Source organism: Pseudomonas sp. MPR-R2A5 (genome assembly GCF_058793055.1).
This window is the reverse complement of sequence record NZ_JBXAFK010000005.1, coordinates 137,144-156,648: the sequence shown is the minus strand read 5'-3', so window position 1 is coordinate 156,648 and position 19,505 is coordinate 137,144. Positions and strand designations below refer to the sequence as shown.

The following is a 19,505-nucleotide window of genomic DNA, read 5'->3' as shown; positions in this document are numbered from 1 at the left end:
GGATGAACATAAGATTAACGACTCACGGCTTGGTCACTGGCTTTTTATCACCGCGTACCGACAGCGCGATGCGCTCGGCAGTGCCAATCGGGATTTCGCCAACGACCGTCACCATCATTTCTCCCTCCACCGTGTTCAGGCGGCGAGACACAGCAACCGTAGGGCCTAGCTGTGTACGAGTTTCCGACACGCTTACGTCGCTGATCGGCTCAAGAAACACCGAAAAACGCGCCAGCCCATCTTCGTACATCAGGCTATCGACGGTTGCTTTGGTCTGGGTGTCTTTACGGGTACTGCGACTGGTCAACTGAAATCCGGGAGGCAGCCATTCAAGGTGCCAGGCCTCCGTAGCCTCGACTTCAGGCGCCTTGCTGTTGACGACTGCAATAGGCGTGCATTCGCTGCTGGGCTGCAAGTCACGGTCATCTGGCAGGACCGCAGTGTTCAGTCGCGTGAACTGGAAGCGCTCGAGTAATTGACCCTGGTCATTGAGCAGCAGGGACTTGAGCGGCAAGGCAGTCTCACGGTCCAGATGCAACTCGAACCCATAACGGTATTGGTCGCGCGGGGTGATCGACACAATCACTGCATTACGACCGGCCACGCGAGATTTGCCGATAACGGCCAGTTCGTAGAATTGAGTGAGTTTTTGCGGATCAAGCGTACGCGAAGGCGCGTCACGCGAATTACCAAGACCTGCGACCAATGTGCCACTGACGCACTGTGTCCGGCCATCTACGCGCACGACTTCCTGAGCCGAACCGTCAAGCTGCAAAAGCCGCTCACGGACTTGGCCATCCTGGACACGATGCCAGATGTCATGGGTAGAGAAACTGCCGTTACGCTCGTAGACGAACGTCCCTTGAAAGCTTTGCTGCTGCTCTGCACGCCCAAGTCGAGTCAGCCAGTCTTGGGCTTCATCGGCGTGGGCGGGGAGTGCAAACCAGCCACTAAGCAAAAGCGTAAGGAGCGGTATGGCGCGCATAGGGCTCCTTAACGGTTCAGCGGTTTTCCAGGCTTGCTGCGCGAGCGTATGGCAAAGCGCTTTCAGTGCCTTTCAAGGCCGATTCCTGGGCGTGTTGGCGCAGGTAGCCTGGAAGACGCTGGTCCTGCCAGCCGGATTGCCCTTGAAGAACGCCATTGGCCATTGGGCCAGTGGTTTCGGAGCTTTCCTTGTAGCCGGCCAGTACAGCTGGGCCCTTGACCTGGGGACCGGCCATGACCGGCTGCTGGGTCTGCTGGGCCAGTTCGGCACCGGCGATCTCGTCCTGGTTGTACAGGCGAACACCGGCCAATACGGCAACAGTCACCGAAGCAGCCACTGCCAGACGACCCAGGCTACGCCACGGTCCACGTGCAGCTTTTGCCGGAACGGCTTCATCAGCCAGTGCAGCAGAAACGGCCGCAGCAATATCCAGACGAGGGATTAGGAGATCCTTGTGCATCACCGCCCGAGCAACTTGGTAACGAGACCAGGTGTCACGGGTTTCGGCATCATCAAATGCGTTGAGCACTCGACGAAGTTCCAGTTCATCCGCTTCGTTATCCATCACTGCGGACAGCGATTCCTGCAGGGCATCACGACTCATGGCGGTTCCTCTCTTGGCTGTCGCCGCTGTCTTTAGTTTTCCTGCAACAACGGTTGCAAGGCTTTATCGATGGCTTCCCGGGCCCGGAAAATCCGTGACCTTACAGTCCCCACCGGACACTGCATGACGCTCGCAATGTCTTCGTAACTCAGACCATCGAATTCACGTAAAGTTAACGCCGTACGCAAATCTTCTGGCAGTTGCTGAATTGTGCGATGAACGGTTCCTTCGATCTCGTCGCGCAGCAATGCACGCTCCGGCGACTCGAGATCTTTGAGGCCGTGATCACCATCGTAAAATTCTGCATCTTCTGAACTTACATCACTATCCGGTGGGCGGCGTCCGCGAGACACCAGATAGTTCTTCGCCGTGTTGATGGCGATGCGATATAGCCACGTGTAAAACGCACTATCACCGCGAAAATTGCCCAGTGCACGGTATGCCTTGATAAAGGCTTCCTGTGCAACGTCCTGCGCTTCATGGGTGTCGTGCACAAACCGCACGATCAACCCGAGAATTTTGTGCTGGTATTTCAGCACTAGCAGATCAAAAGCTCGCTTGTCGCCGCGTTGAACGCGCTCGACCAGCTGCTGATCCTCTTCCTGGGTTAGCATGAACACTCCTCGTTGTACTTGAAGGAGGCTTGCATAACTAAACGATCAGGCTTGCAAACATAGACTAGGACTTTTCGCAAAAGTTCTCCCCCTCCAAGCAAGTTTCCGGCATGCACTGATTTGGCACACACGAAAAACGCAGTACGGGCAACGCCGACTGCGCGAATAATCTTGTCGTCGGTTTTCTGACGCGTCCAATGCTCCCGACGGGCCAATAAACTCAACGTTTTCCCAGCTTCCGGGCAACCTGCTATTGAGTCGGGGCTTATGCAAAAAGTTCCCGTTTCAATAACTGGCCGATTTTACCCTGGCCGTGCACCGTAATCTCACATTGCCACGAATGCCCGACTATTGTGCCGCTCCCCCCCTCTATATACTAGTGGCCCGTGTGCCCCTTTGATTCGCCGATCCAGGCGTCCTGTTTGCGCCAATCCTTCGGATCGCTTTTTGCGGAATCCTTCCAATGAGCCAACAGTTTCAACACGATGTCCTGGTGATCGGTAGCGGCGCGGCCGGCCTGAGCCTTGCTCTGACCCTCCCCAGCCACCTGCGCATTGCCGTACTGAGCAAAGGCGACCTGGCCAACGGCTCGACATTCTGGGCCCAGGGCGGTGTCGCCGCGGTATTGGACGACACCGACACAGTGCAATCCCACGTCGAAGACACCCTCAACGCGGGCGCCGGCTTGTGCAACGAAGACGCGGTGCGGTTCACCGTCGAGCACAGCCGCGAAGCGATCCAATGGCTGATCGACCAGGGCGTGCCGTTCACTCGCGATGAACACGCGGGGAGCGACGACGGTGGTTTCGAATTCCACCTGACCCGCGAAGGCGGCCACAGCCATCGACGCATCATTCATGCGGCCGATGCCACCGGCGCTGCAATCTTCAAGACCCTGCTCGACCAGGCCCGTCAACGCCCCAACATCGAATTGCTCGAGCAACGCGTCGCCGTCGACCTGATCACCGAAAAACGCCTGGGCCTGGAAGGCGAACGCTGCCTCGGCGCCTACGTACTCAACCGCACCAGCGGCGAAGTCGATACCTACGGCGCGCGTTTCACCATCCTCGCCTCGGGCGGCGCGGCCAAGGTATACCTCTATACCAGCAACCCCGACGGGGCCTGCGGCGATGGCATTGCCATGGCCTGGCGCTCAGGCTGCCGGGTGGCCAACCTGGAATTCAACCAGTTCCACCCCACCTGCCTGTATCACCCGCAGGCCAAGAGTTTCCTGATCACCGAGGCTCTGCGCGGCGAAGGCGCCCACCTGAAACTGCCGAATGGCGAGCGCTTCATGCAACGCTTTGACCCGCGCGCCGAGCTGGCGCCGCGGGATATCGTCGCCCGCGCCATCGACCATGAAATGAAGCGCCTGGGCATCGACTGCGTCTATCTCGATATCAGCCACAAGCCCGAAGCCTTCATCAAGACCCACTTCCCAACGGTCTACGAGCGCTGCCTGGCCTTCAACATCGACATCACCAAGGGCCCGATCCCGGTAGTGCCGGCCGCGCACTACACCTGCGGCGGCGTGGTGGTCGACCAACATGGCCGCACCGACGTGCCTGGCTTGTACGCGATCGGCGAAACCAGCTTCACCGGCCTGCACGGCGCCAACCGCATGGCCAGCAACTCGCTGCTCGAATGCTTCGTCTACGCACGCTCGGCCGCGGCGGACATCCTGGACCAACTGCCGCGCATTCCTGTGCCTGCCGCCCTGCCCCGCTGGGACGCCAGCCAGGTTACCGATTCGGATGAAGACGTGATCATCGCCCACAACTGGGACGAGCTGCGGCGCTTCATGTGGGACTACGTGGGGATCGTGCGCACCAACAAGCGCCTGCAAAGGGCTCAACACCGGGTGCGCCTGCTGCTGGATGAGATCGATGAGTTCTACAGCAACTATAAGGTCAGCCGTGACCTGATCGAATTGCGCAACCTGGCCCAGGTTGCGGAACTGATGATCCGCTCGGCCATGGAACGCAAGGAAAGCCGGGGCCTGCACTACACCCTCGACTACCCACAGATGCTGCCCGAGGCCCGCGACACTATCCTGGTGCCAACCACCTACGGCGGCTGAATTTCAAGCGAACGCGCAGGCGCCGGTGCACATCGGCGCCCAGCGAATCCCTCGGCACGCAGGTCGAACGGACTCGCCACTCCCCCTGCACGCGATAGCGCAACACCACGATCAGCGGTAAGGCCAGGCTGTCCGGGCGCAACTGCACGCTGTGCCAGCCTCGCGCCGCGCTCCACAACTGCCAGCCGTCTTCGTCGCGGCGCAGGCCACGAATCGACGAACGGTGTGTCAGCAGGATATGGCGCGGCACAACCCAAGCCCCATGCGCCAGGCACAGCAAGCCAGCCAGGCTGGAGAACGGTAGGTCGATAACGAGCAAGGCACCCAACGCGAACAGCTGGGCCAGGAGATACACCGCCAGCATCAGCCGTGAGGCCTGCCAGCGGCATTCAAAGCGATTACTTGGGCTGGACACGGTCCAGGATCATCCGAACCATGCGTTGCAGTTCCGGGTCTTCGGACTCTGCGCGCTCCATGAACCAGCCGAACATGTCCTGGTCTTCGCATTCCAGCAGCCGCACGTAACAGGCGCGATCCACCTCGTTGAGAGTGGCGTAAACCTCTTTGACGAATGGCACCAGCAACACGTCCAGTTCAAGCATGCCGCGGCGGCTGTGCCAGTAGAGGCGATTGAGTTCTACATCTTCGACCATGGAGCGCTCCTCAAATAGAGCGCAAGTATACAGGCCCGACGGCACCGGAACAGTCGGCTTTGGTCGCCCTTACAGAAACTATCCATTTGCCGGGCGCCCCTCTATGATGCACCCATGACTTTTTGACCTGCGATGACCCATGGCTGACTCTGCTTTTTTCTGCCCCCTGTCCCACGAAGGCGTTCTCGCCGTCCGCGGCTCCGACGCTGCCAAGTTCCTGCAGGGACAACTGACCTGCAACCTCAATTACCTGAGCGACACCCAGGCCAGCCTCGGCGCGCGCTGCACCCAAAAAGGGCGCATGCAGTCGAGCTTCCGCATCCTGTTGCAAGGTGACGGGGTGTTGCTGGCCATGGCGACCGAGCTGCTGGAGCCGCAACTGGCGGACTTGAAAAAGTACGCGGTGTTCTCAAAATCCAAGCTCACCGACGAAAGTGCCGCCTGGGTACGCTTCGGCCTGTCGGATGCAGACGCGGCCCTCGCCAGCCTGGGCCTGGTGCTGCCCACCGAGACCGATAGCGTGGCGCGTACCGAAGCACTGATCGCCATTCGCGTCTCACCCGGCCGCGCTGAGCTCTGGGTACCTGCCGAGCAGGCAGAAGCCGTGCGCAGCCAATTGAGCGCTCAATTGAAAGAATCAGCCTTGAATGAATGGCTGCTGGGCCAGGTCCGCGCCGGTATCGGCCAGGTGATGGCGCAAACCCGCGAACTGTTCATTCCGCAGATGCTCAATCTGCAAGCCGTTGGCGGCGTCAGCTTCAAGAAAGGCTGCTACACCGGCCAGGAAATCGTCGCGCGCATGCAGTACCTGGGCAAGCTCAAGCGCCGCCTGTACCGCCTGAGCCTGGATGCCGCTGAACTGCCCGAGCCAGGCACTCCACTGTTTGCCCCCAGCCACACCAGTGCGATCGGGGAAGTGGTAATCGCGGCAAAAGCACACCAGGGGATTGAACTTCTGGCCGTGTTGCAAGCCGAAGCAGCCGAGAGTGGCGATGTTCATGTAGGCACACTGGAAGGCCCCGGTTTGCAACTGCTTGATCTGCCTTACCTACTCGACCGGGATCGAGAGATCCAGCGCTGATCGCCGTACCCTTTTGCAACACCCTAGAGAGCATGAATGAACAAGCTGGAGGAAAAAGTCCAACAGGCTTTGGTGAAGGCCATCGACAACGATGACCTGGTTCTGCCGACATTACCGGAAGTGGCCCTGAACATTCGTCAGGCCGCTGAAGACCCGGAAATCAGCATCAGCCATTTGAGCAAGGTGATCGGTCGCGACACCGCGCTGTCGGCACGCCTGATCAAAGTGGTCAACAGCCCGCTGCTGCGCGCGACCCAGGAAGTGACCGACCTTCACACAGCCATCACTCGACTGGGCACCAACTACAGCAGCAACCTGGCTATCGGCCTGGTGATGGAACAGATCTTCCACGCCCGCTCCGATGTGGTTGAACAGAAAATGCGCGACGTATGGCGCCGCAGCCTGGAAGTGGCCGGTGTCAGCTATGCCTTGTGCCGCAACCACAGCCAGCTCAAGCCAGACCAGGCGGCCTTGGGTGGCCTGGTCCACCAGATCGGCGTGCTGCCGATCCTGACCTACGCCGAAGACCACTACGAGCTGCTCTCAGACCCGGTCAGCCTTAACCACGTGATTGACAGCATCCACCCGCAACTGGGGGACAAACTCCTCGGTCGGTGGGACTTCCCGGAGATGCTGGCAAAACTGCCCGGCCAATACCTGGACCTGGAGCGCGACTCTGTCCACCTCGATTACGTCGACATCGTCCAAGTCGCGGTGCTGTACTGCTATCGCGGTACCGATCATCCCCTGGCCGACGTTCCCATCTCCAGCGTACCGGCGATGAAAAAGCTGCAAGTCGATCCTTACAGCGATGCCTTGCGCGCCGAGCTCGATGAAGCGCGCTCGATGTTTGATTGATCAACCGGCGATAAAACTCACCCGCACCTTCAACCCTGCCTGCTCCCCGTCGTGCAAGCTGATCTGCGCCAGGTGCGCCCGACAGATCTCGCCGACAATCGCCAGCCCCAGGCCGGACCCCATGCCCTGTTGGCTACGTCGATAGAAGCGTTCGAACACCCGATCCCGTTCATCCAGCGGGATGCCAGGGCCATCGTCTTCCACTTCCAGTACCGCCGGCGCCGTGACCCGCAGGATCACATTGCCGCCGGGAGGCGTATGGGCCAGGGCGTTATCCACCAGGTTGCTGAGCAGCTCATTGAGCAACGTCGGTTCACCGCGCAACCACACCGGCTCATCCGCCTCCAAGGCCAATGCAACTCCACGCGCATGGGCCAACGGCGCCATCGCCATACCCAGTTCACGGGCCAATTGGCTGAGGTCCAGCAACTGCGCGCCGCCTTCGGCAATCGCCCGCGCGCCGTTTTCAATACGGGCCAACGACAGCAATTGATTGGCCAGATGGGTCAGGCGATCGGTGCCTTGGGCCGCGCTTTCCAGAGTGCTACGCCAGGTCGCAGGGGCGTCGCTGCGCAGGCCCAGTTCAAGGCGGGCCTTGAGCGCCGCCAAAGGGGTCCGCAGTTCATGGGCGGCGTCGGCGATAAACTGCGCCTGGCGCTCGAACTGCCCGCGCAAGCGTTCGGTGAAATGGTTGAGCGAGCGCACCAGCGGGCCAAACTCAAGCTGCACTTCCACCAACGGTAACGGCCGCAAATCATCGGGCTGGCGCTCTTCCACGGCCGTACGCAGGCGCTCCAACGGGCGCAGCGCCGCACTCACCGCAAACCACACCAGCAGCAACGCGCCAATGCCGAGCATGCCCAGGCGCAGCAAGGTATCGGCCATCAGGCTGCGGGCCATGCTGACCCGGGCTTCATCGGTCTCGGCCACGCGAATTTCCGCCATGCCGTTCATGTTCGGCTCGGAGACAGCCTTGAGCAGGCTGACCACACGCACGGGCTGGCCCTGGTACGTGGCGTTATAGAAGCGCGCCAACGCCGGGTAATCGTCGGTACGTGGCGTGCCGGGTGGCGGGCCGGGGAGGTTTTCATAACCGGAGATCAGCTTCTGGTCGATGTCATTGACCTGGTAATAGATGCGACCGGCGCTGTCGTAGGCAAAGGTGTCCAGGGCCACATACGGCACATTGGCGCTGAGGGTGCCATCCACCTGGGTCAAGCCGGCGGCAATGGTGCGTGCCGAGGCCAGCAGCGTGCGGTCATAGGCGGTGTCGGCGGCTTCGCGACCGTTCCAGTAGGCACTCATGCCGCTGGCGAGCATCAACAGCACCATGAGCAGTGCCAGGTTCCACAGCAACCGCCAGCGCAGGCTGCTGGGCTTATGCATCGCGGGCTTCCAGCAGGTAGCCCAGGCCACGGAAGGTCACGATGGCGATGGGTTGGCCATCGAGTTTCTTGCGCAGGCGGTGTACATAGATTTCGATGGCATCGGGGCTTGCCTCTTCGTCGAGGCCAAAAACCTGGGAGGCCAGTTGCTCCTTGCTCATGACTCGGCCGGGACGCGCGATCAGCGCTTCAAGCACCGCTTGCTCGCGGGAGGTCAACGTCATCAGCTCGCCGCCTACCGTGAAGCGGCGGGTGTCGAGGTCATAGACCAGCACACCGCAGGTTTGCTGACGCTCGCCGCCCAGGACACTGCGCCGCAACAACGCCTTGACCCGCGCTTCCAGCTCCGTCAGCTCAAATGGCTTGGCCAGATAATCATCGGCCCCCAGGTTCAGGCCATGCACGCGGTCCTTCACGTCACTGCGCGCAGTCAGCATCAACACCGGCAGATTTTTCCCACGCGCCCGCAAGCGCGCCAGCACCTCAAAACCGTCCATGCGCGGAAGGCCTACATCAAGGATGGCCACTGCGTATTCCTCACTGCTCAAGGCCAGGTCCGCGGCCACCCCATCGTGCAGCACATCGACAGTCAACCCCGTGCTCTTGAGCGCTTGGGCGACACTTTCGGCCAGTTGCAGATGGTCTTCAACCAGGAGGACACGCATGGATTTCTACCTCGTTCGGGGGTGGTCGGCGCCACGCTTTGCGGGGCAGTTTACAGGCGCGGCCTGGCCTGTGAAGCCCGAAAACATTGAAAGCCAACTGAAAGGTTAGTGAAAGCTTCGCCCTTTAGCATCCAGCCACGGTAGGTCATGCCTGCCGCGCTACCTGATCCGTAGCGACCGAAAAACGCCTCGAAGCGTTTTCGCCAAAATAAGAACAATAACGGAGTGCACAACGATGCTGTCGACACAGCCCCAGGCTTTCCCGCCTGTGCGTTTTTCCCGCCTGACCCACACCGCCCTTGCCAGTGCCGCTGCCTTTGCCGGCTTTTCGCCGCTTAGCCAGGCTGCCTTCTTCGAAGACAGCAGCGCGACCCTGGAAACCCGCAACATGTACTTCAACCGTGACTTTCGCGACGGCACCAGCGCCCAGCAATCCAAGCGCGACGAATGGGCCCAGGGCTTCATGCTCAACCTGCAATCGGGCTACACCGACGGCACCGTGGGCTTTGGCGTAGATGCGCTGGGCATGCTCGGCGTCAAGCTCGACTCCAGCCCCGACCGCACCGGCACCGGCCTGTTGCCCACCCACGACGACGGCCGCGCCGCCAACGAGTACGCCAAGCTGGGCCTGACCGGGAAAATGAAGATCTCCGCCACCGAGCTGAAAATCGGTGCACTGATGCCCGAGCTGCCGATCCTCAAGCCCAACGACGGCCGCATCCTGCCGCAGACCTTCAACGGTGGCCTGGTCACTTCCAAGGAATTCAAGAACCTGGTCTTCACCGGCGGCCGCCTGGACAAAGCCAAGGACCGCGACGATACCAACTACGAGGACATCGCCCTCAACAACAAGAACAGCCGCTTCCTCAGCGGCGCCACCGGCAAGCACTTCAACTTCGGCGGCGTGGACTACAAGTTCGCTGACAAGATCACCGGCAGCTACCACTTTGCCCAGCTCGACGACGTGTACCGCCAGCACTTCCTCGGCCTGGTTGCCGCGCGCCCGATGGGCCCCGGCACCTTCGGCGCCGACCTGCGCCTGGCCGTCAGCGATGACACCGGCAGCGCGCGTGGCGGCAAGATCGACAACACCTCCCTCAACGGCCTGTTCAGCTATGCCCTCAATGGCCATAAGCTCAGCGCCGGCTACCAACACATGTCCGGCGACAGCGCGTTTCCCTATGTGGATGGCAGCGACCCGTACCTGGTCAACTTCGTGCAGATCAACGACTTTGCCGGCGCTGAAGAGCGCTCCTGGCAGGCACGCTACGACTATGACTTCGCCAAGCTGGGCATTCCCGGCCTGAGTTTCATGAGCCGTTACCTCTCGGGTGACAACATCAAGCTCAAGAACGGCGAGACCGGCAAGGAGTGGGAACGCAACAGCGAGATCAAGTACGTGGTGCAAAGCGGCACGTTCAAGGATGTGGCCGTGCGCCTGCGCAACGCGACTTATCGCTCCAACTATTCAGCCCGTGATGCGGATGAAATGCGCCTGCTGGTCAGCTACAGCGTCGCGCTTTGGTAAGTAGTGCCTGGTAAGCCACTCATAACAACAACGACGGAGATAACCATGACCCCTTCACTGCGTAAATTTGCCCTCGCCGCCGGCTGCATGCTGTTCGCTGGCCAACTGCTGGCCGCTGACGAACCCAAGCGCCCGGAATGCATCGCCCCGGCTTCCCCCGGCGGCGGTTTTGACCTGACCTGCAAACTGGCGCAAAGCGCGCTGGTCAACGAAAAGCTGCTGAGCAAGCCGATGCGCGTGACCTACATGCCCGGCGGCGTGGGCGCGGTGGCCTACAACGCGGTGGTCGCCCAGCGCCCGGCGGATGGCGGCACCTTGGTGGCCTGGTCCAGCGGTTCGCTGTTGAACCTGGCGCAGGGCAAGTTCGGGCGTTTCGACGAGAGCGCCGTACGTTGGCTGGCGGCAGTCGGCACCAGCTACGGCGCCATCGCGGTAAAAGCCGATTCGCCCTACAAGACCCTCGATGATCTGGTAAAGGCCCTGAAGAAAGATCCAGGCAGCGTGGTCATCGGCTCCGGCGGCACCGTCGGCAGCCAGGACTGGATGCAAACCGCGCTGATCGCCAAGGCGGCCGGGATCAACCCGCGCGAGCTGCGCTACGTGGCGCTCGAAGGCGGCGGCGAAATCGCCACGGCCCTGCTCGGTGGGCATATCCAGGTGGGCAGCACCGACATCTCCGACTCCATGCCGCATATCCTCAGCGGTGACATGCGCCTGCTGGCGGTATTCTCCGAAGAGCGCCTGGACGAGCCGGAAATGAAGAATATTCCGACCGCCAAAGAGCAAGGCTACGACATCGTCTGGCCAGTGGTGCGTGGCTTCTACCTCGGGCCAAAGGTCAGCGATGCGGACTATGCCTGGTGGAAAGACGCGTTCGACAAACTGCTGGCCTCCGACGACTTTGCCAAGCTGCGTGACCAGCGCGAACTGTTCCCGTTCGCCATGACCGGCCCGGAACTGGACACCTACGTGAAGAAACAGGTGGCTGACTACAAAGTGCTGGCCAAAGAGTTCGGCCTGATCCAGTAATCGCGCCTCTGTGGGAGCGGGCTTGCTCGCGAAAAACTTCAACGATGACGCGTGCTACCTGGATACACGCGGCGTCCTTGCGTTCTTCGTGAGCAAGCTCGCGCCGACAAGAGCCTCCAAGGAGTTTCCAATGCTCTTACAACGCATTTTCGCCGCCATGCTGCTCGTGGCATGCGCCGCGCTGGCCTTGATGGCCTGGCCGTATCAGGCGTCTTTTTCCTACGAGCCCGTGGGACCTCGGGCCTACCCGCTGCTGATGCTCGGGCTGATGAGCCTGGCGCTGATCTACATGCTGTTCCGCCCGCAGCCAACCAAGCACACCGAGGAAGAACCGGCACTGGACCGCGCAACCCTGATCAAGATCGGCGTGTGCGTGACACTGTTGATCGTGTTTGCCACCACCTTCGAATCGCTGGGTTTCATCCTCAGCAGCATGCTGATCGGCATTCCGATGGCGCGCCTGTATGGCGGCCGCTGGGTGCCCAGCATGGTGATCGTCAGCCTGATGGCCATCGGTCTTTATCTGCTGTTCGATAAAGCCATGGATGTTCCGCTGCCCCTCGGCCTGCTCGACGTTCTGGAGAACTGATATGGATACTTTTGGCTATTTGGGCCAGGGCTTCGGCGTTGCGCTGTCCCCCTACAACCTGGTGACCGCGTTGTGTGGCACCTTGATCGGCACCGTGGTCGGCCTGCTGCCGGGCCTGGGCCCAATCAACGGCGTGGCGCTGTTGATCCCCATCGCATTTGCCCTGGGCCTGCCGCCGGAATCGGCGTTGATCCTGCTGGCAGCCGTGTACCTGGGCTGTGAATACGGCGGCCGTATCAGCTCGATCCTGCTCAACATCCCAGGCGAAGCCTCCACCGTGATGACCACCCTCGACGGCTACCCGATGGCCCGCAAAGGCCTGGCCGGCGTCGCCCTGTCGTTGTCGGCGTGGAGTTCGTTCATCGGCGCGTTCATCGCCACCTGCGGCATGGTGCTGTTTGCGCCGCTGCTGGCCAAGTGGGCGATTGCCTTCGGCCCGGCGGAATATTTCGTGCTGATGGTGTTCGCGATTGTCTGCCTCGGTGGCATGGCCGGCGACAAGCCGCTGAAGACGTTTGTGGCGGCACTGATCGGCCTGTTCCTGTCAGCGGTGGGCATCGACGCCAACAGCGGCGTGTACCGATTTACCGGGGATAACATCCACCTCACCGACGGCATCCAGTTCGTGGTGTTGGTACTCGGCTTGTTCTCCATCAGCGAGATCCTGTTGCTGCTGGAAAAAACCCACCGTGGCCAGGAAGCAGTCAAAGCCACCGGACGGATGATGTTCAACCTGAAGGAAGCGGGTTCGGTGTTCGTAGTGAACATTCGTTGCGGCCTGCTGGGCTTCATCATGGGTGTGCTGCCGGGCGCCGGTGCCACCTTGGCCTCGGCCGTGGCCTACATGACCGAAAAACGCCTGGCCGGTGCCAGTGGCAAGTTCGGCCAGGGTGACATGCGCGGCCTGGCAGCGCCGGAAACCGCCATCGGTGCGTCTGCCTGCGGTGCCCTGGTGCCGATGCTGACCCTCGGCGTTCCCGGCTCGGGCACCACGGCGGTGATGATCGGCGCGCTGTCGCTGTACAACATCACCCCAGGCCCACTGTTGTTCCAACAGCAACCAGACATCGTCTGGGGCCTGATCGCTTCGCTGTTCATCGCCAACATCATGCTGGTGATCCTCAACATCCCGATGATCCGCATCTTCACACGCATCCTCGCCGTGCCGAACTGGGCGCTGGTGCCAGTGATTGCCATCATCACCGCGATCGGGGTGTACGCAGTGCACGCCACCACCTTCGACCTGTTCCTGATGGTCGGTATCGGCATCTTCGGCTACATCCTGCGCAAGCTGGACTTCCCGCTGTCGCCGGTACTGCTCGGTTTTATCCTTGGCGGCCTGATGGAGCAGAACCTGCGCCGTGCGCTGTCGATCTCCAACGGCGCGCTGGAGATCCTCTGGTCGAGCCCGATCACCTTTGGCGTGTGGATACTGACCGCCATCATGCTGTTCATGCCGCTGCTGCGTATCTGGCGCAAACGGGCGCAACAGCGTCGTACCGTGGCCGATGTCTGAGGTCACCTTCAAGCAATGGTGGGGAACACCGCTGGTCGGCTTGGCCGGCGGTTACCTGGCCAGCCTGGTGGGCTGGCCTTTGCCGTATATGGTCGGCTCGCTGCTGGCGATTATCCTGGTGCGTTGCCTGACGCCGTGGCAGTTGGCGGAGATTCCCGGCGGGCGCAAATGCGGCCAATGGGTGGTGGGTATCGGCATCGGCCTGCACTTCACCCCACTGGTGATCGAACAGGTGATGAGCCACTTCGGCCTGATCTTCTTCGGCGCGTTGGTCACCAGCCTGTCGAGCGTGGTCAGCGTGTGGTTGATGCGCCGCAGCGGTGAAGACCGCGCCACCGCGTTTTTCTCCAGCATGCCGGGCGGTTCCGGTGAAATGGTCAACCTCGGCGCGCGCAATGGCGCGGTGCTCAGCCGGGTCGCGGCGGGGCAGAGTTTGCGCGTGCTGGTGGTGGTGCTGTGTGTGCCGGCGATCTTCAAGTATCTGCTCGACGGCGGCGCACCGCAGTTTCATCCGGCGCCCGTGAGCTGGGCATGGCTGGCGTTGTTGTTCCCCATCGGCGCACTGGTGGCGTGGGGCTGGCAACGTCTACACCAGCCCAACCCATGGCTGTTCGGCCCGTTGCTGGTGAGTGCGACGGCCAGTGTGGTGTGGGACCTGCATATCGGCTTGCCCGACGGCGGCAGCCAGATCGGCCAATGGCTGATTGGCAGCGGGTTGGGCTGCCACTTCAACCGGCAGTTCTTTCGCAGCGCCCCCTCATTCATGGGCCGCACCTTGATCGGCACGGCCCTGACCATGGCGCTGGCGACATTGGCGGCGCTGGGTTTGAGCGCCCTCACCCAGCTGGACCTGCGCTCGCTGACCCTGGGCATGATGCCCGGCGGGATTGCCGAGATGAGCCTTACGGCCGAGACCCTGCAACTGTCGGTGCCGTTGGTGACGGCCATGCAGGTGATGCGGTTGTTGTTTGTGCTGTTTTTGGCGGAGCCGTTGTTCAGGCATTGGAACCGTCAGCCGCAAAAGACCTAAACCTTCAAATGTGGGGGGGGCTTGCCCCCTCCAACATTCTGGATGTGCTTGGCCCTAGAGCGGCGGTAGACGCCACTCAATCGGGGCCTCGCCATTCTGCTCCAGGAACTTGTTGGTCCTGCTGAAATGCCCGCAACCCAGAAACCCGCGATACGCCGACAACGGCGACGGGTGCACCGAGGTCAGCACCAGGTGTTTGGTCGCATCGATCAGCTTCTGCTTGCTTTGTGCATGGGCGCCCCATAGCAGGAACACCAGGTGCGGCTGGTGCTCGCTGACCACCTCGATAATCCGATCTGTAAAGAACTGCCAGCCCTTGCCCGCATGGGCGTTGGCGTTGGCCCGCTCCACGGTCATGGTGGTGTTGAGCATCAGCACGCCCTGGTCGGCCCAACTTTGCAGGTAGCCGTGGTTGGGGATGTCGATGTTCAGGTCGCGCTTGAGCTCTTTATAGATATTGACCAGCGACGGCGGCGCCGGCACCCCCGGTTGCACCGAGAAGCACAGGCCGTGGGCCTGGCCGGGGCCGTGGTACGGGTCCTGGCCGAGGATCACCACTTTGACCTTGTCCAGCGGTGTGGAGTTGAGCGCGTTGAAGATCAGCGGGCCGGGCGGGTAGATCTCTTTGCCGGCGGCATGTTCCTGGCGCAGGAACTCGCGCAACTGGCCCATGTAGGGCTTATCGAACTCATCACGCAGGGCGTGTTTCCAGCTGGGTTCGAGTTTGATACGGTCGCCTTCAGTCATGTTCGAATTGTCTTGTAAAAAAGAATGAGGCGAACCCTAGGAAAGCCGGCCCTGCTTGTCAATTGATCTGACACACCACCGGCACTTTCCCACGAAGCGATCATACTGATCCTTCACCTTCTCGATTGAGGTCACGATGAACCTGCACTTCGAAGAACTGACCGGCAGCAACGGCGCCCGCGTCGGCATCGCCAGCCTTGACGCTGAAAAGTCCCTCAACGCGCTCTCCCTGCCGATGATCCTGGCCCTGACTGATCGCCTCGAGGCTTGGGCCAAAGACCCGAACCTCGTCTGCGTGCTGCTGCGTGGCAACGGGCCCAAGGCGTTTTGCGCCGGCGGCGAAGTGCGCAGCCTGGCCCAGGCCTGCCGCGAGCAGCCGGGGGAAGTGCCCGCCCTGGCCGCACAGTTTTTTGCCGCGGAATATCGCCTCGACTACCGCTTGCACACTTACCCTAAACCGCTGATCTGCTGGGGCCACGGTTACGTGCTGGGCGGTGGCATGGGCCTGCTGCAAAGCGCGGCCATACGGATTGTCACGCCGAGCAGCCGCCTGGCCATGCCCGAGATCAGCATCGGCCTGTACCCGGATGTGGGCGCCAGTTGGTTCCTGTCGCGCCTGCCGGGCAAGCTGGGGTTGTTCCTTGGCCTTACCGGCGCGCACATCAATGGCCGTGACGCGCTGGACCTGGGCCTGGCCGACCGCTTTCTGCGCGATGACCAACAGGACGAATTGATCGAAGGCCTGCTGCAACTGAATTGGCAGGAACAGACCGCGATGCAACTCAACAGCCTGCTCAAGGCCCTGGCCCAGGAAGCTGTCGGCCAGCAACCAGAAGCCCAATGGCTGCCGCGTCGGGCGCAGATCGACGCGTGGCTGGACGTCGGCGATGTACGCAGTGCCTGGCGCGCCTTGAGCCCGCTGCGCGACCACGCCGACCCGCTGTTCAACCGCGCCGGCAAGACATTGAGCGAAGGCTGCCCGCTGACTGCACACCTGGTGTGGGAACAGATCCAGCGTGCCCGTCATCTGTCCTTGGCCGAGGTGTTCCAGATGGAATACACCTTGAGCCTGAACTGCTGCCGCCACCCGGAATTCAGCGAAGGGGTACGTGCGCGATTGATCGACAAGGACCAGACACCCCATTGGCATTGGCCGGATATCAATACCATCCCGGACGCCGTGGTGCAGGCGCATTTCACCAAGGCGTGGGAAGGCCGGCATCCACTGGCGGACTTATCCGATTACTGACGCTTTGCGCCCATAAAAAAACGGCGCCTCATGCGCGAATGCCAAGATAGAACGAGCAAACAATAAGCCTGTGGCGAGCAGGCTTGTTGTGGTGAATGGGCTTGTTGTGGCGAGCGGGCTTGTTGTGGCGAGCGGGCTTGCCCCGCGTTGGGCTGCGCAGCAGCCCCAAAACCTGGCGATTTAATAGGCCTGGATAAACGCGGTGGCCTTATTGGGGCCGCTTCGCAGCCCAACGCGGGGCAAGCCCGCTCGCCACAGTTATGATATGGGCCTGTCAACGGTGACCGCCGCGGCCACCTCCACGGTCATGATCGCCACCGCGTCCATGCCCGCCATTGTTCCAACGATCACCCCAGCCCTGGTTCGGGTAAGGCCGGTAACCCGCCCTTGGTCCTGACGGGTAATAGCGAGGCGCTGGCTGGTAATAACGTGGCGCTGAGTAATAACGCGGTGCCGGCGCGTAGTAGCGAGGCGACGGATAATAGTCGCGCCGGTACACAGGGCCACCGCCGTAGTAATAAACCGGCGCCGGCGAGGTGTAGACCTCGGAACGGTAGTAGCTTTGGCCTCCATCGTAGTAAGGCACACAAGCGGAAAGGGTCAGACCGAGTAAAGCGCTGATCAGCAGTCGTCGATACATGGCGGCCTCCTGGACCGCGAAAGAGCACCTCCAGCGACGCTGGGGGGCGGCATTCAGCTTTCACTGAATGACGAAACATCTGACATCAAAAACCGAATCTGGTGCGTTTTGGTTACAAGTTGATACATCAATGCCAAATGCGGCCACACCCCTTCAGACACGCTGCGGCATAGCGCTTACCCACCCACCAGATTTATCGATTCAGTAATTTTTTCTGGCCCGAAACTTTCCCGATTGCGATGATGTCACTATGACATTGCACAGGCCAGGGAGGCTCTAACGTGCATCCTTCGCCACTTTCGCCGGATCCGAGCCATGAAAATTTCAACCAAACTGCTGCTGTCATTTCTACTCTGTGCACTGGTCACCCTCGGGGTCGGGCTGCTGGGTATCAAAAGCGTGGTCCGCCTCGCCAATGCATTGGAACTGACGTTCTCCAATAACCTGGTGTCCGTCAGCAGCACCTCCGCTACCCTCAATGGCCTGGTGGCCCACAACCGCGGTTTGTACCGTTTGATGGATGCGAGCCAAGGCGACGTCTCCCAACAAGACCGCGACCGTGTGCGCCAGGACATCACCAACGAACTCAAACGCAGCCAGAGCGCCTACGCCACCTACCGCGCCACGCCCCTGGAAGACGACGAACGGGCGGCCGGCGACAAGCTCGACCAGATCTGGCCAACCTACACCAGCAGCTCCGAACACATTATGTCGATGCTCGACAGTGGCCAGATCGAGCAGGCCCGCGCACAGCTCAACAGCACCAACAATGAATTGTTCCGCCAGGCGCGCGATTTGATCCGCGTGATGGTCGATTCCAATAACCGCCAGATCAAGGAAGGCGCTGCCGCCGCCGACGAGCTGCGCGACAGCGCGTTGACCTGGATGATCAGCGGCATTGTCCTGGCCTTCATCATTGCGATCATCACCGGTGTGCTGATCACGCGCCTGATCACCCGTCCTATCGCACAAGCGGTTGAGAACGCACAGCGCATCGCCAAGGGTGACCTGACCCAAGCCATCACGACCGACCGCACCGACGAAGCGGGGCAATTGCTGATGGCTTTATCCGATATGCAAGGCGGCCTGAAAAGTACGCTGACGGAAATCGCCAACGCCTCCGACCAGCTCGCTTCGGCAGCCGAAGAGCTGAGCGCGGTCACCGATGAAAGCACCCGTGGCCTGACCCGCCAGAATGACGAAATCCAACAAGCTGCCACCGCTGTCAACCAGATGACCGCAGCGGTCGACGAAGTGGCGAGCAACGCCGTATCGACCTCGGAAGCGTCGCGCCAGGCCACCACCGAAGCCGAGGACGGCCGCCAGCAAGTCGAGCAGGCCGTGTCCGGCATGAGCGCGATGGTGGTGGAGATCAACGATTCGACCCAATCGGTCGCCGACCTCGCCGGCCAGGTGCGCGAAATCGGCAAGGTGATTGATGTGATCCGCAGTATTGCCGACCAGACCAACCTGCTGGCCCTCAATGCCGCCATCGAAGCCGCCCGTGCCGGTGAGCAAGGTCGCGGTTTTGCGGTGGTGGCCGATGAAGTGCGGGCGCTGGCCCATCGCACCCAGACCTCCACGGTGGACATCGAGAAAATGATCGGTGAAGTCCAGGCAGGCGCCGATGGCGCCGTGGCCGCCATGAACAAGAGCCTGAGCTGGGCCAACAACACCCAGACCCTGGCGCAAAATGCCGGCCAGGCGCTGGAGCGCATCACTGCCAGCGTGGCCAGTATCAACGAGCGCAACCTGGTGATCGCCTCAGCGTCCGAGGAACAGGCCCAGGTGGCCCGTGAAGTGGATCGCAACCTGCTCAACATTCAGGACCTGTCGACCCAGACCGCCGCCGGTGCCAACCAGACCAACGCCTCCAGCCAGGACCTGTCGCGGCTGGCCACCTCGTTCAATAGGCTGGTCAGCAAATTCCAGCTGTAAGCGCCTCATAGCAGTGCGCCGGCGCACCCGCGTGGCGCACACCCCCCGCTTCTACGCCCTCCTCTCCCGCCCGCCCGGCTGAACAGCCGGGCATCGAAGCCACTTGGCACGACTCTCGCTTTATCTCTTGCGTGCAGGATTGATACAGGTTCGCGGCACCACAATTTGCAATGGCCGACTAGGGTTCCGGCTCGCGAAAAGCGAGTGGCTGGTCCGAGAGTTGGCGACCTCCAGTTGAGGTTACACGGCGGGATAAAAGCCCGGGAGACAAGCCACCGTTCACGGTGCCGCGTTGCTCCTGCTCGCCCTTGATC

General features: G+C 61.4%; 19 protein-coding genes and 1 riboswitch. Of the genes, 10 read left to right on the top strand and 9 right to left on the bottom strand.

Annotated features, from left to right (window positions below; all coding sequences use genetic code 11):
* Positions 1-22 precede the first annotated feature (22 nt).
* Genes AC1Q6I_RS06065 through rpoE form a run of 3 tightly spaced genes read right to left on the bottom strand, consistent with a single transcriptional unit; the run spans position 23 to position 2,203 of the window.
* Positions 23-985, bottom strand: a complete 963-nt coding sequence (locus AC1Q6I_RS06065) for a MucB/RseB C-terminal domain-containing protein (RefSeq protein ID WP_024073994.1) — start codon at positions 983-985, stop codon at positions 23-25.
* 16 nt (positions 986-1,001) lie between these two features.
* Complete coding sequence (locus tag AC1Q6I_RS06060; protein ID WP_024073993.1) at positions 1,002-1,589, bottom strand: sigma-E factor negative regulatory protein; 588 nt, start codon at positions 1,587-1,589, stop codon at positions 1,002-1,004.
* Positions 1,590-1,621: 32 nt separating this feature from the next.
* Complete coding sequence (rpoE, locus tag AC1Q6I_RS06055) at positions 1,622-2,203, bottom strand: RNA polymerase sigma factor RpoE/AlgU (RefSeq protein WP_003172477.1); 582 nt, start codon at positions 2,201-2,203, stop codon at positions 1,622-1,624.
* Between the two features lie 463 nt (positions 2,204-2,666).
* Between rpoE and nadB the strand changes: the two genes are divergently transcribed.
* Positions 2,667-4,283 (top strand): L-aspartate oxidase, encoded by a 1,617-nt coding sequence (gene nadB / locus AC1Q6I_RS06050; protein WP_024073992.1) that lies wholly within the window; start codon positions 2,667-2,669, stop codon positions 4,281-4,283.
* Here the strand turns inward: nadB and AC1Q6I_RS06045 are convergent.
* Complete coding sequence (locus tag AC1Q6I_RS06045) at positions 4,252-4,698, bottom strand: protein YgfX (RefSeq protein WP_102624468.1); 447 nt, start codon at positions 4,696-4,698, stop codon at positions 4,252-4,254. The genes nadB and AC1Q6I_RS06045 overlap by 32 nt on opposite strands.
* The gene (locus tag AC1Q6I_RS06040; RefSeq protein ID WP_069075462.1) at positions 4,682-4,936 is read right to left on the bottom strand and encodes an FAD assembly factor SdhE; all 255 of its coding nucleotides are present in this window, start codon (positions 4,934-4,936) and stop codon (positions 4,682-4,684) included. Before AC1Q6I_RS06040 ends, AC1Q6I_RS06045 begins: the two co-directional genes overlap by 17 nt.
* 139 nt (positions 4,937-5,075) lie before the next feature.
* On the opposite strand from AC1Q6I_RS06040, the gene ygfZ reads away from it, so the two are divergent.
* Positions 5,076-6,017, top strand: a complete 942-nt coding sequence (ygfZ, locus tag AC1Q6I_RS06035) for a CAF17-like 4Fe-4S cluster assembly/insertion protein YgfZ (RefSeq protein ID WP_069075463.1) — start codon at positions 5,076-5,078, stop codon at positions 6,015-6,017.
* A gap of 36 nt (positions 6,018-6,053) precedes the next feature.
* On the top strand, positions 6,054-6,875 hold the full coding sequence (locus AC1Q6I_RS06030) for an HDOD domain-containing protein (RefSeq protein ID WP_102624469.1): 822 nt from the start codon (positions 6,054-6,056) through the stop codon (positions 6,873-6,875).
* On the opposite strand, the gene AC1Q6I_RS06025 is transcribed toward AC1Q6I_RS06030, so the two are convergent.
* Entirely contained in the window at positions 6,876-8,261 is a 1,386-nt protein-coding gene (locus AC1Q6I_RS06025) for a sensor histidine kinase (RefSeq protein WP_024073987.1), read from the bottom strand.
* Complete coding sequence (locus tag AC1Q6I_RS06020) at positions 8,254-8,925, bottom strand: response regulator (RefSeq protein ID WP_024073986.1); 672 nt, start codon at positions 8,923-8,925, stop codon at positions 8,254-8,256. The genes AC1Q6I_RS06025 and AC1Q6I_RS06020 overlap by 8 nt, the downstream gene beginning before the upstream one ends.
* A 235-nt stretch (positions 8,926-9,160) precedes the next feature.
* On the opposite strand from AC1Q6I_RS06020, the gene AC1Q6I_RS06015 reads away from it, so the two are divergent.
* From AC1Q6I_RS06015 to AC1Q6I_RS05995, 5 genes are all read left to right on the top strand, one after another.
* Positions 9,161-10,453, top strand: a complete 1,293-nt coding sequence (locus AC1Q6I_RS06015) for an OprD family porin (RefSeq protein WP_069075464.1) — start codon at positions 9,161-9,163, stop codon at positions 10,451-10,453.
* Positions 10,454-10,498: 45 nt separating this feature from the next.
* On the top strand, positions 10,499-11,482 hold the full coding sequence (locus AC1Q6I_RS06010; RefSeq protein WP_024073983.1) for a Bug family tripartite tricarboxylate transporter substrate binding protein: 984 nt from the start codon (positions 10,499-10,501) through the stop codon (positions 11,480-11,482).
* A gap of 130 nt (positions 11,483-11,612) precedes the next feature.
* Entirely contained in the window at positions 11,613-12,071 is a 459-nt protein-coding gene (locus AC1Q6I_RS06005; RefSeq protein WP_024073982.1) for a tripartite tricarboxylate transporter TctB family protein, read from the top strand.
* A 1-nt stretch (position 12,072) separates the two neighbouring features.
* The gene (locus AC1Q6I_RS06000) at positions 12,073-13,587 is read left to right on the top strand and encodes a tripartite tricarboxylate transporter permease (protein ID WP_024073981.1); all 1,515 of its coding nucleotides are present in this window, start codon (positions 12,073-12,075) and stop codon (positions 13,585-13,587) included.
* The gene (locus AC1Q6I_RS05995; RefSeq protein ID WP_024073980.1) at positions 13,580-14,617 is read left to right on the top strand and encodes an AbrB family transcriptional regulator; all 1,038 of its coding nucleotides are present in this window, start codon (positions 13,580-13,582) and stop codon (positions 14,615-14,617) included. The genes AC1Q6I_RS06000 and AC1Q6I_RS05995 overlap by 8 nt, the downstream gene beginning before the upstream one ends.
* A 54-nt stretch (positions 14,618-14,671) precedes the next feature.
* Here the strand turns inward: AC1Q6I_RS05995 and ung are convergent, their stop codons facing one another.
* Positions 14,672-15,364 carry a uracil-DNA glycosylase gene (gene ung, locus AC1Q6I_RS05990; RefSeq protein ID WP_024073979.1) on the bottom strand — a complete coding sequence of 231 codons (693 nt, stop codon included), beginning with the start codon at positions 15,362-15,364 and terminating at the stop codon, positions 14,672-14,674.
* A 136-nt stretch (positions 15,365-15,500) separates the two neighbouring features.
* Here ung and dspII point away from each other — a divergent pair, with 136 nt between their 5' ends.
* Positions 15,501-16,613: an enoyl-CoA hydratase/isomerase DspII gene (dspII, locus tag AC1Q6I_RS05985; RefSeq protein WP_102624470.1), complete on the top strand. Its 1,113-nt coding sequence runs from the start codon at positions 15,501-15,503 to the stop codon at positions 16,611-16,613.
* A 274-nt stretch (positions 16,614-16,887) separates the two neighbouring features.
* On the opposite strand, the gene AC1Q6I_RS05980 is transcribed toward dspII, so the two are convergent.
* Positions 16,888-17,253: a hypothetical protein gene (locus AC1Q6I_RS05980; protein ID WP_024073977.1), complete on the bottom strand. Its 366-nt coding sequence runs from the start codon at positions 17,251-17,253 to the stop codon at positions 16,888-16,890.
* Between the two features lie 315 nt (positions 17,254-17,568).
* Between AC1Q6I_RS05980 and AC1Q6I_RS05975 the strand changes: the two genes are divergently transcribed.
* Positions 17,569-19,191: a methyl-accepting chemotaxis protein gene (locus tag AC1Q6I_RS05975; protein ID WP_102623406.1), complete on the top strand. Its 1,623-nt coding sequence runs from the start codon at positions 17,569-17,571 to the stop codon at positions 19,189-19,191.
* A gap of 167 nt (positions 19,192-19,358) precedes the next feature.
* Positions 19,359-19,460, top strand: a riboswitch (guanidine-I (ykkC/yxkD leader).
* Positions 19,461-19,505 lie beyond the last annotated feature (45 nt).

What these genes read in the sequence shown, in the direction of transcription:
- AC1Q6I_RS06065 (WP_024073994.1), bottom strand. Translation starts at nt 985, where the DNA reads ATGCGCGCCATACCGCTCCTTACGCTTTTGCTTAGTGGCTGGTTTGCA.
- AC1Q6I_RS06060 (WP_024073993.1), bottom strand. Translation starts at nt 1,589, where the DNA reads ATGAGTCGTGATGCCCTGCAGGAATCGCTGTCCGCAGTGATGGATAAC.
- rpoE (WP_003172477.1), bottom strand. Translation starts at nt 2,203, where the DNA reads ATGCTAACCCAGGAAGAGGATCAGCAGCTGGTCGAGCGCGTTCAACGC.
- nadB (WP_024073992.1), top strand. Translation starts at nt 2,667, where the DNA reads ATGAGCCAACAGTTTCAACACGATGTCCTGGTGATCGGTAGCGGCGCG.
- AC1Q6I_RS06040 (WP_069075462.1), bottom strand. Translation starts at nt 4,936, where the DNA reads ATGGTCGAAGATGTAGAACTCAATCGCCTCTACTGGCACAGCCGCCGC.
- ygfZ (WP_069075463.1), top strand. Translation starts at nt 5,076, where the DNA reads ATGGCTGACTCTGCTTTTTTCTGCCCCCTGTCCCACGAAGGCGTTCTC.
- AC1Q6I_RS06030 (WP_102624469.1), top strand. Translation starts at nt 6,054, where the DNA reads ATGAACAAGCTGGAGGAAAAAGTCCAACAGGCTTTGGTGAAGGCCATC.
- AC1Q6I_RS06025 (WP_024073987.1), bottom strand. Translation starts at nt 8,261, where the DNA reads ATGCATAAGCCCAGCAGCCTGCGCTGGCGGTTGCTGTGGAACCTGGCA.
- AC1Q6I_RS06020 (WP_024073986.1), bottom strand. Translation starts at nt 8,925, where the DNA reads ATGCGTGTCCTCCTGGTTGAAGACCATCTGCAACTGGCCGAAAGTGTC.
- AC1Q6I_RS06015 (WP_069075464.1), top strand. Translation starts at nt 9,161, where the DNA reads ATGCTGTCGACACAGCCCCAGGCTTTCCCGCCTGTGCGTTTTTCCCGC.
- AC1Q6I_RS06010 (WP_024073983.1), top strand. Translation starts at nt 10,499, where the DNA reads ATGACCCCTTCACTGCGTAAATTTGCCCTCGCCGCCGGCTGCATGCTG.
- AC1Q6I_RS06005 (WP_024073982.1), top strand. Translation starts at nt 11,613, where the DNA reads ATGCTCTTACAACGCATTTTCGCCGCCATGCTGCTCGTGGCATGCGCC.
- AC1Q6I_RS06000 (WP_024073981.1), top strand. Translation starts at nt 12,073, where the DNA reads ATGGATACTTTTGGCTATTTGGGCCAGGGCTTCGGCGTTGCGCTGTCC.
- AC1Q6I_RS05995 (WP_024073980.1), top strand. Translation starts at nt 13,580, where the DNA reads ATGTCTGAGGTCACCTTCAAGCAATGGTGGGGAACACCGCTGGTCGGC.
- ung (WP_024073979.1), bottom strand. Translation starts at nt 15,364, where the DNA reads ATGACTGAAGGCGACCGTATCAAACTCGAACCCAGCTGGAAACACGCC.
- dspII (WP_102624470.1), top strand. Translation starts at nt 15,501, where the DNA reads ATGAACCTGCACTTCGAAGAACTGACCGGCAGCAACGGCGCCCGCGTC.
- AC1Q6I_RS05980 (WP_024073977.1), bottom strand. Translation starts at nt 17,253, where the DNA reads ATGTATCGACGACTGCTGATCAGCGCTTTACTCGGTCTGACCCTTTCC.
- AC1Q6I_RS05975 (WP_102623406.1), top strand. Translation starts at nt 17,569, where the DNA reads ATGAAAATTTCAACCAAACTGCTGCTGTCATTTCTACTCTGTGCACTG.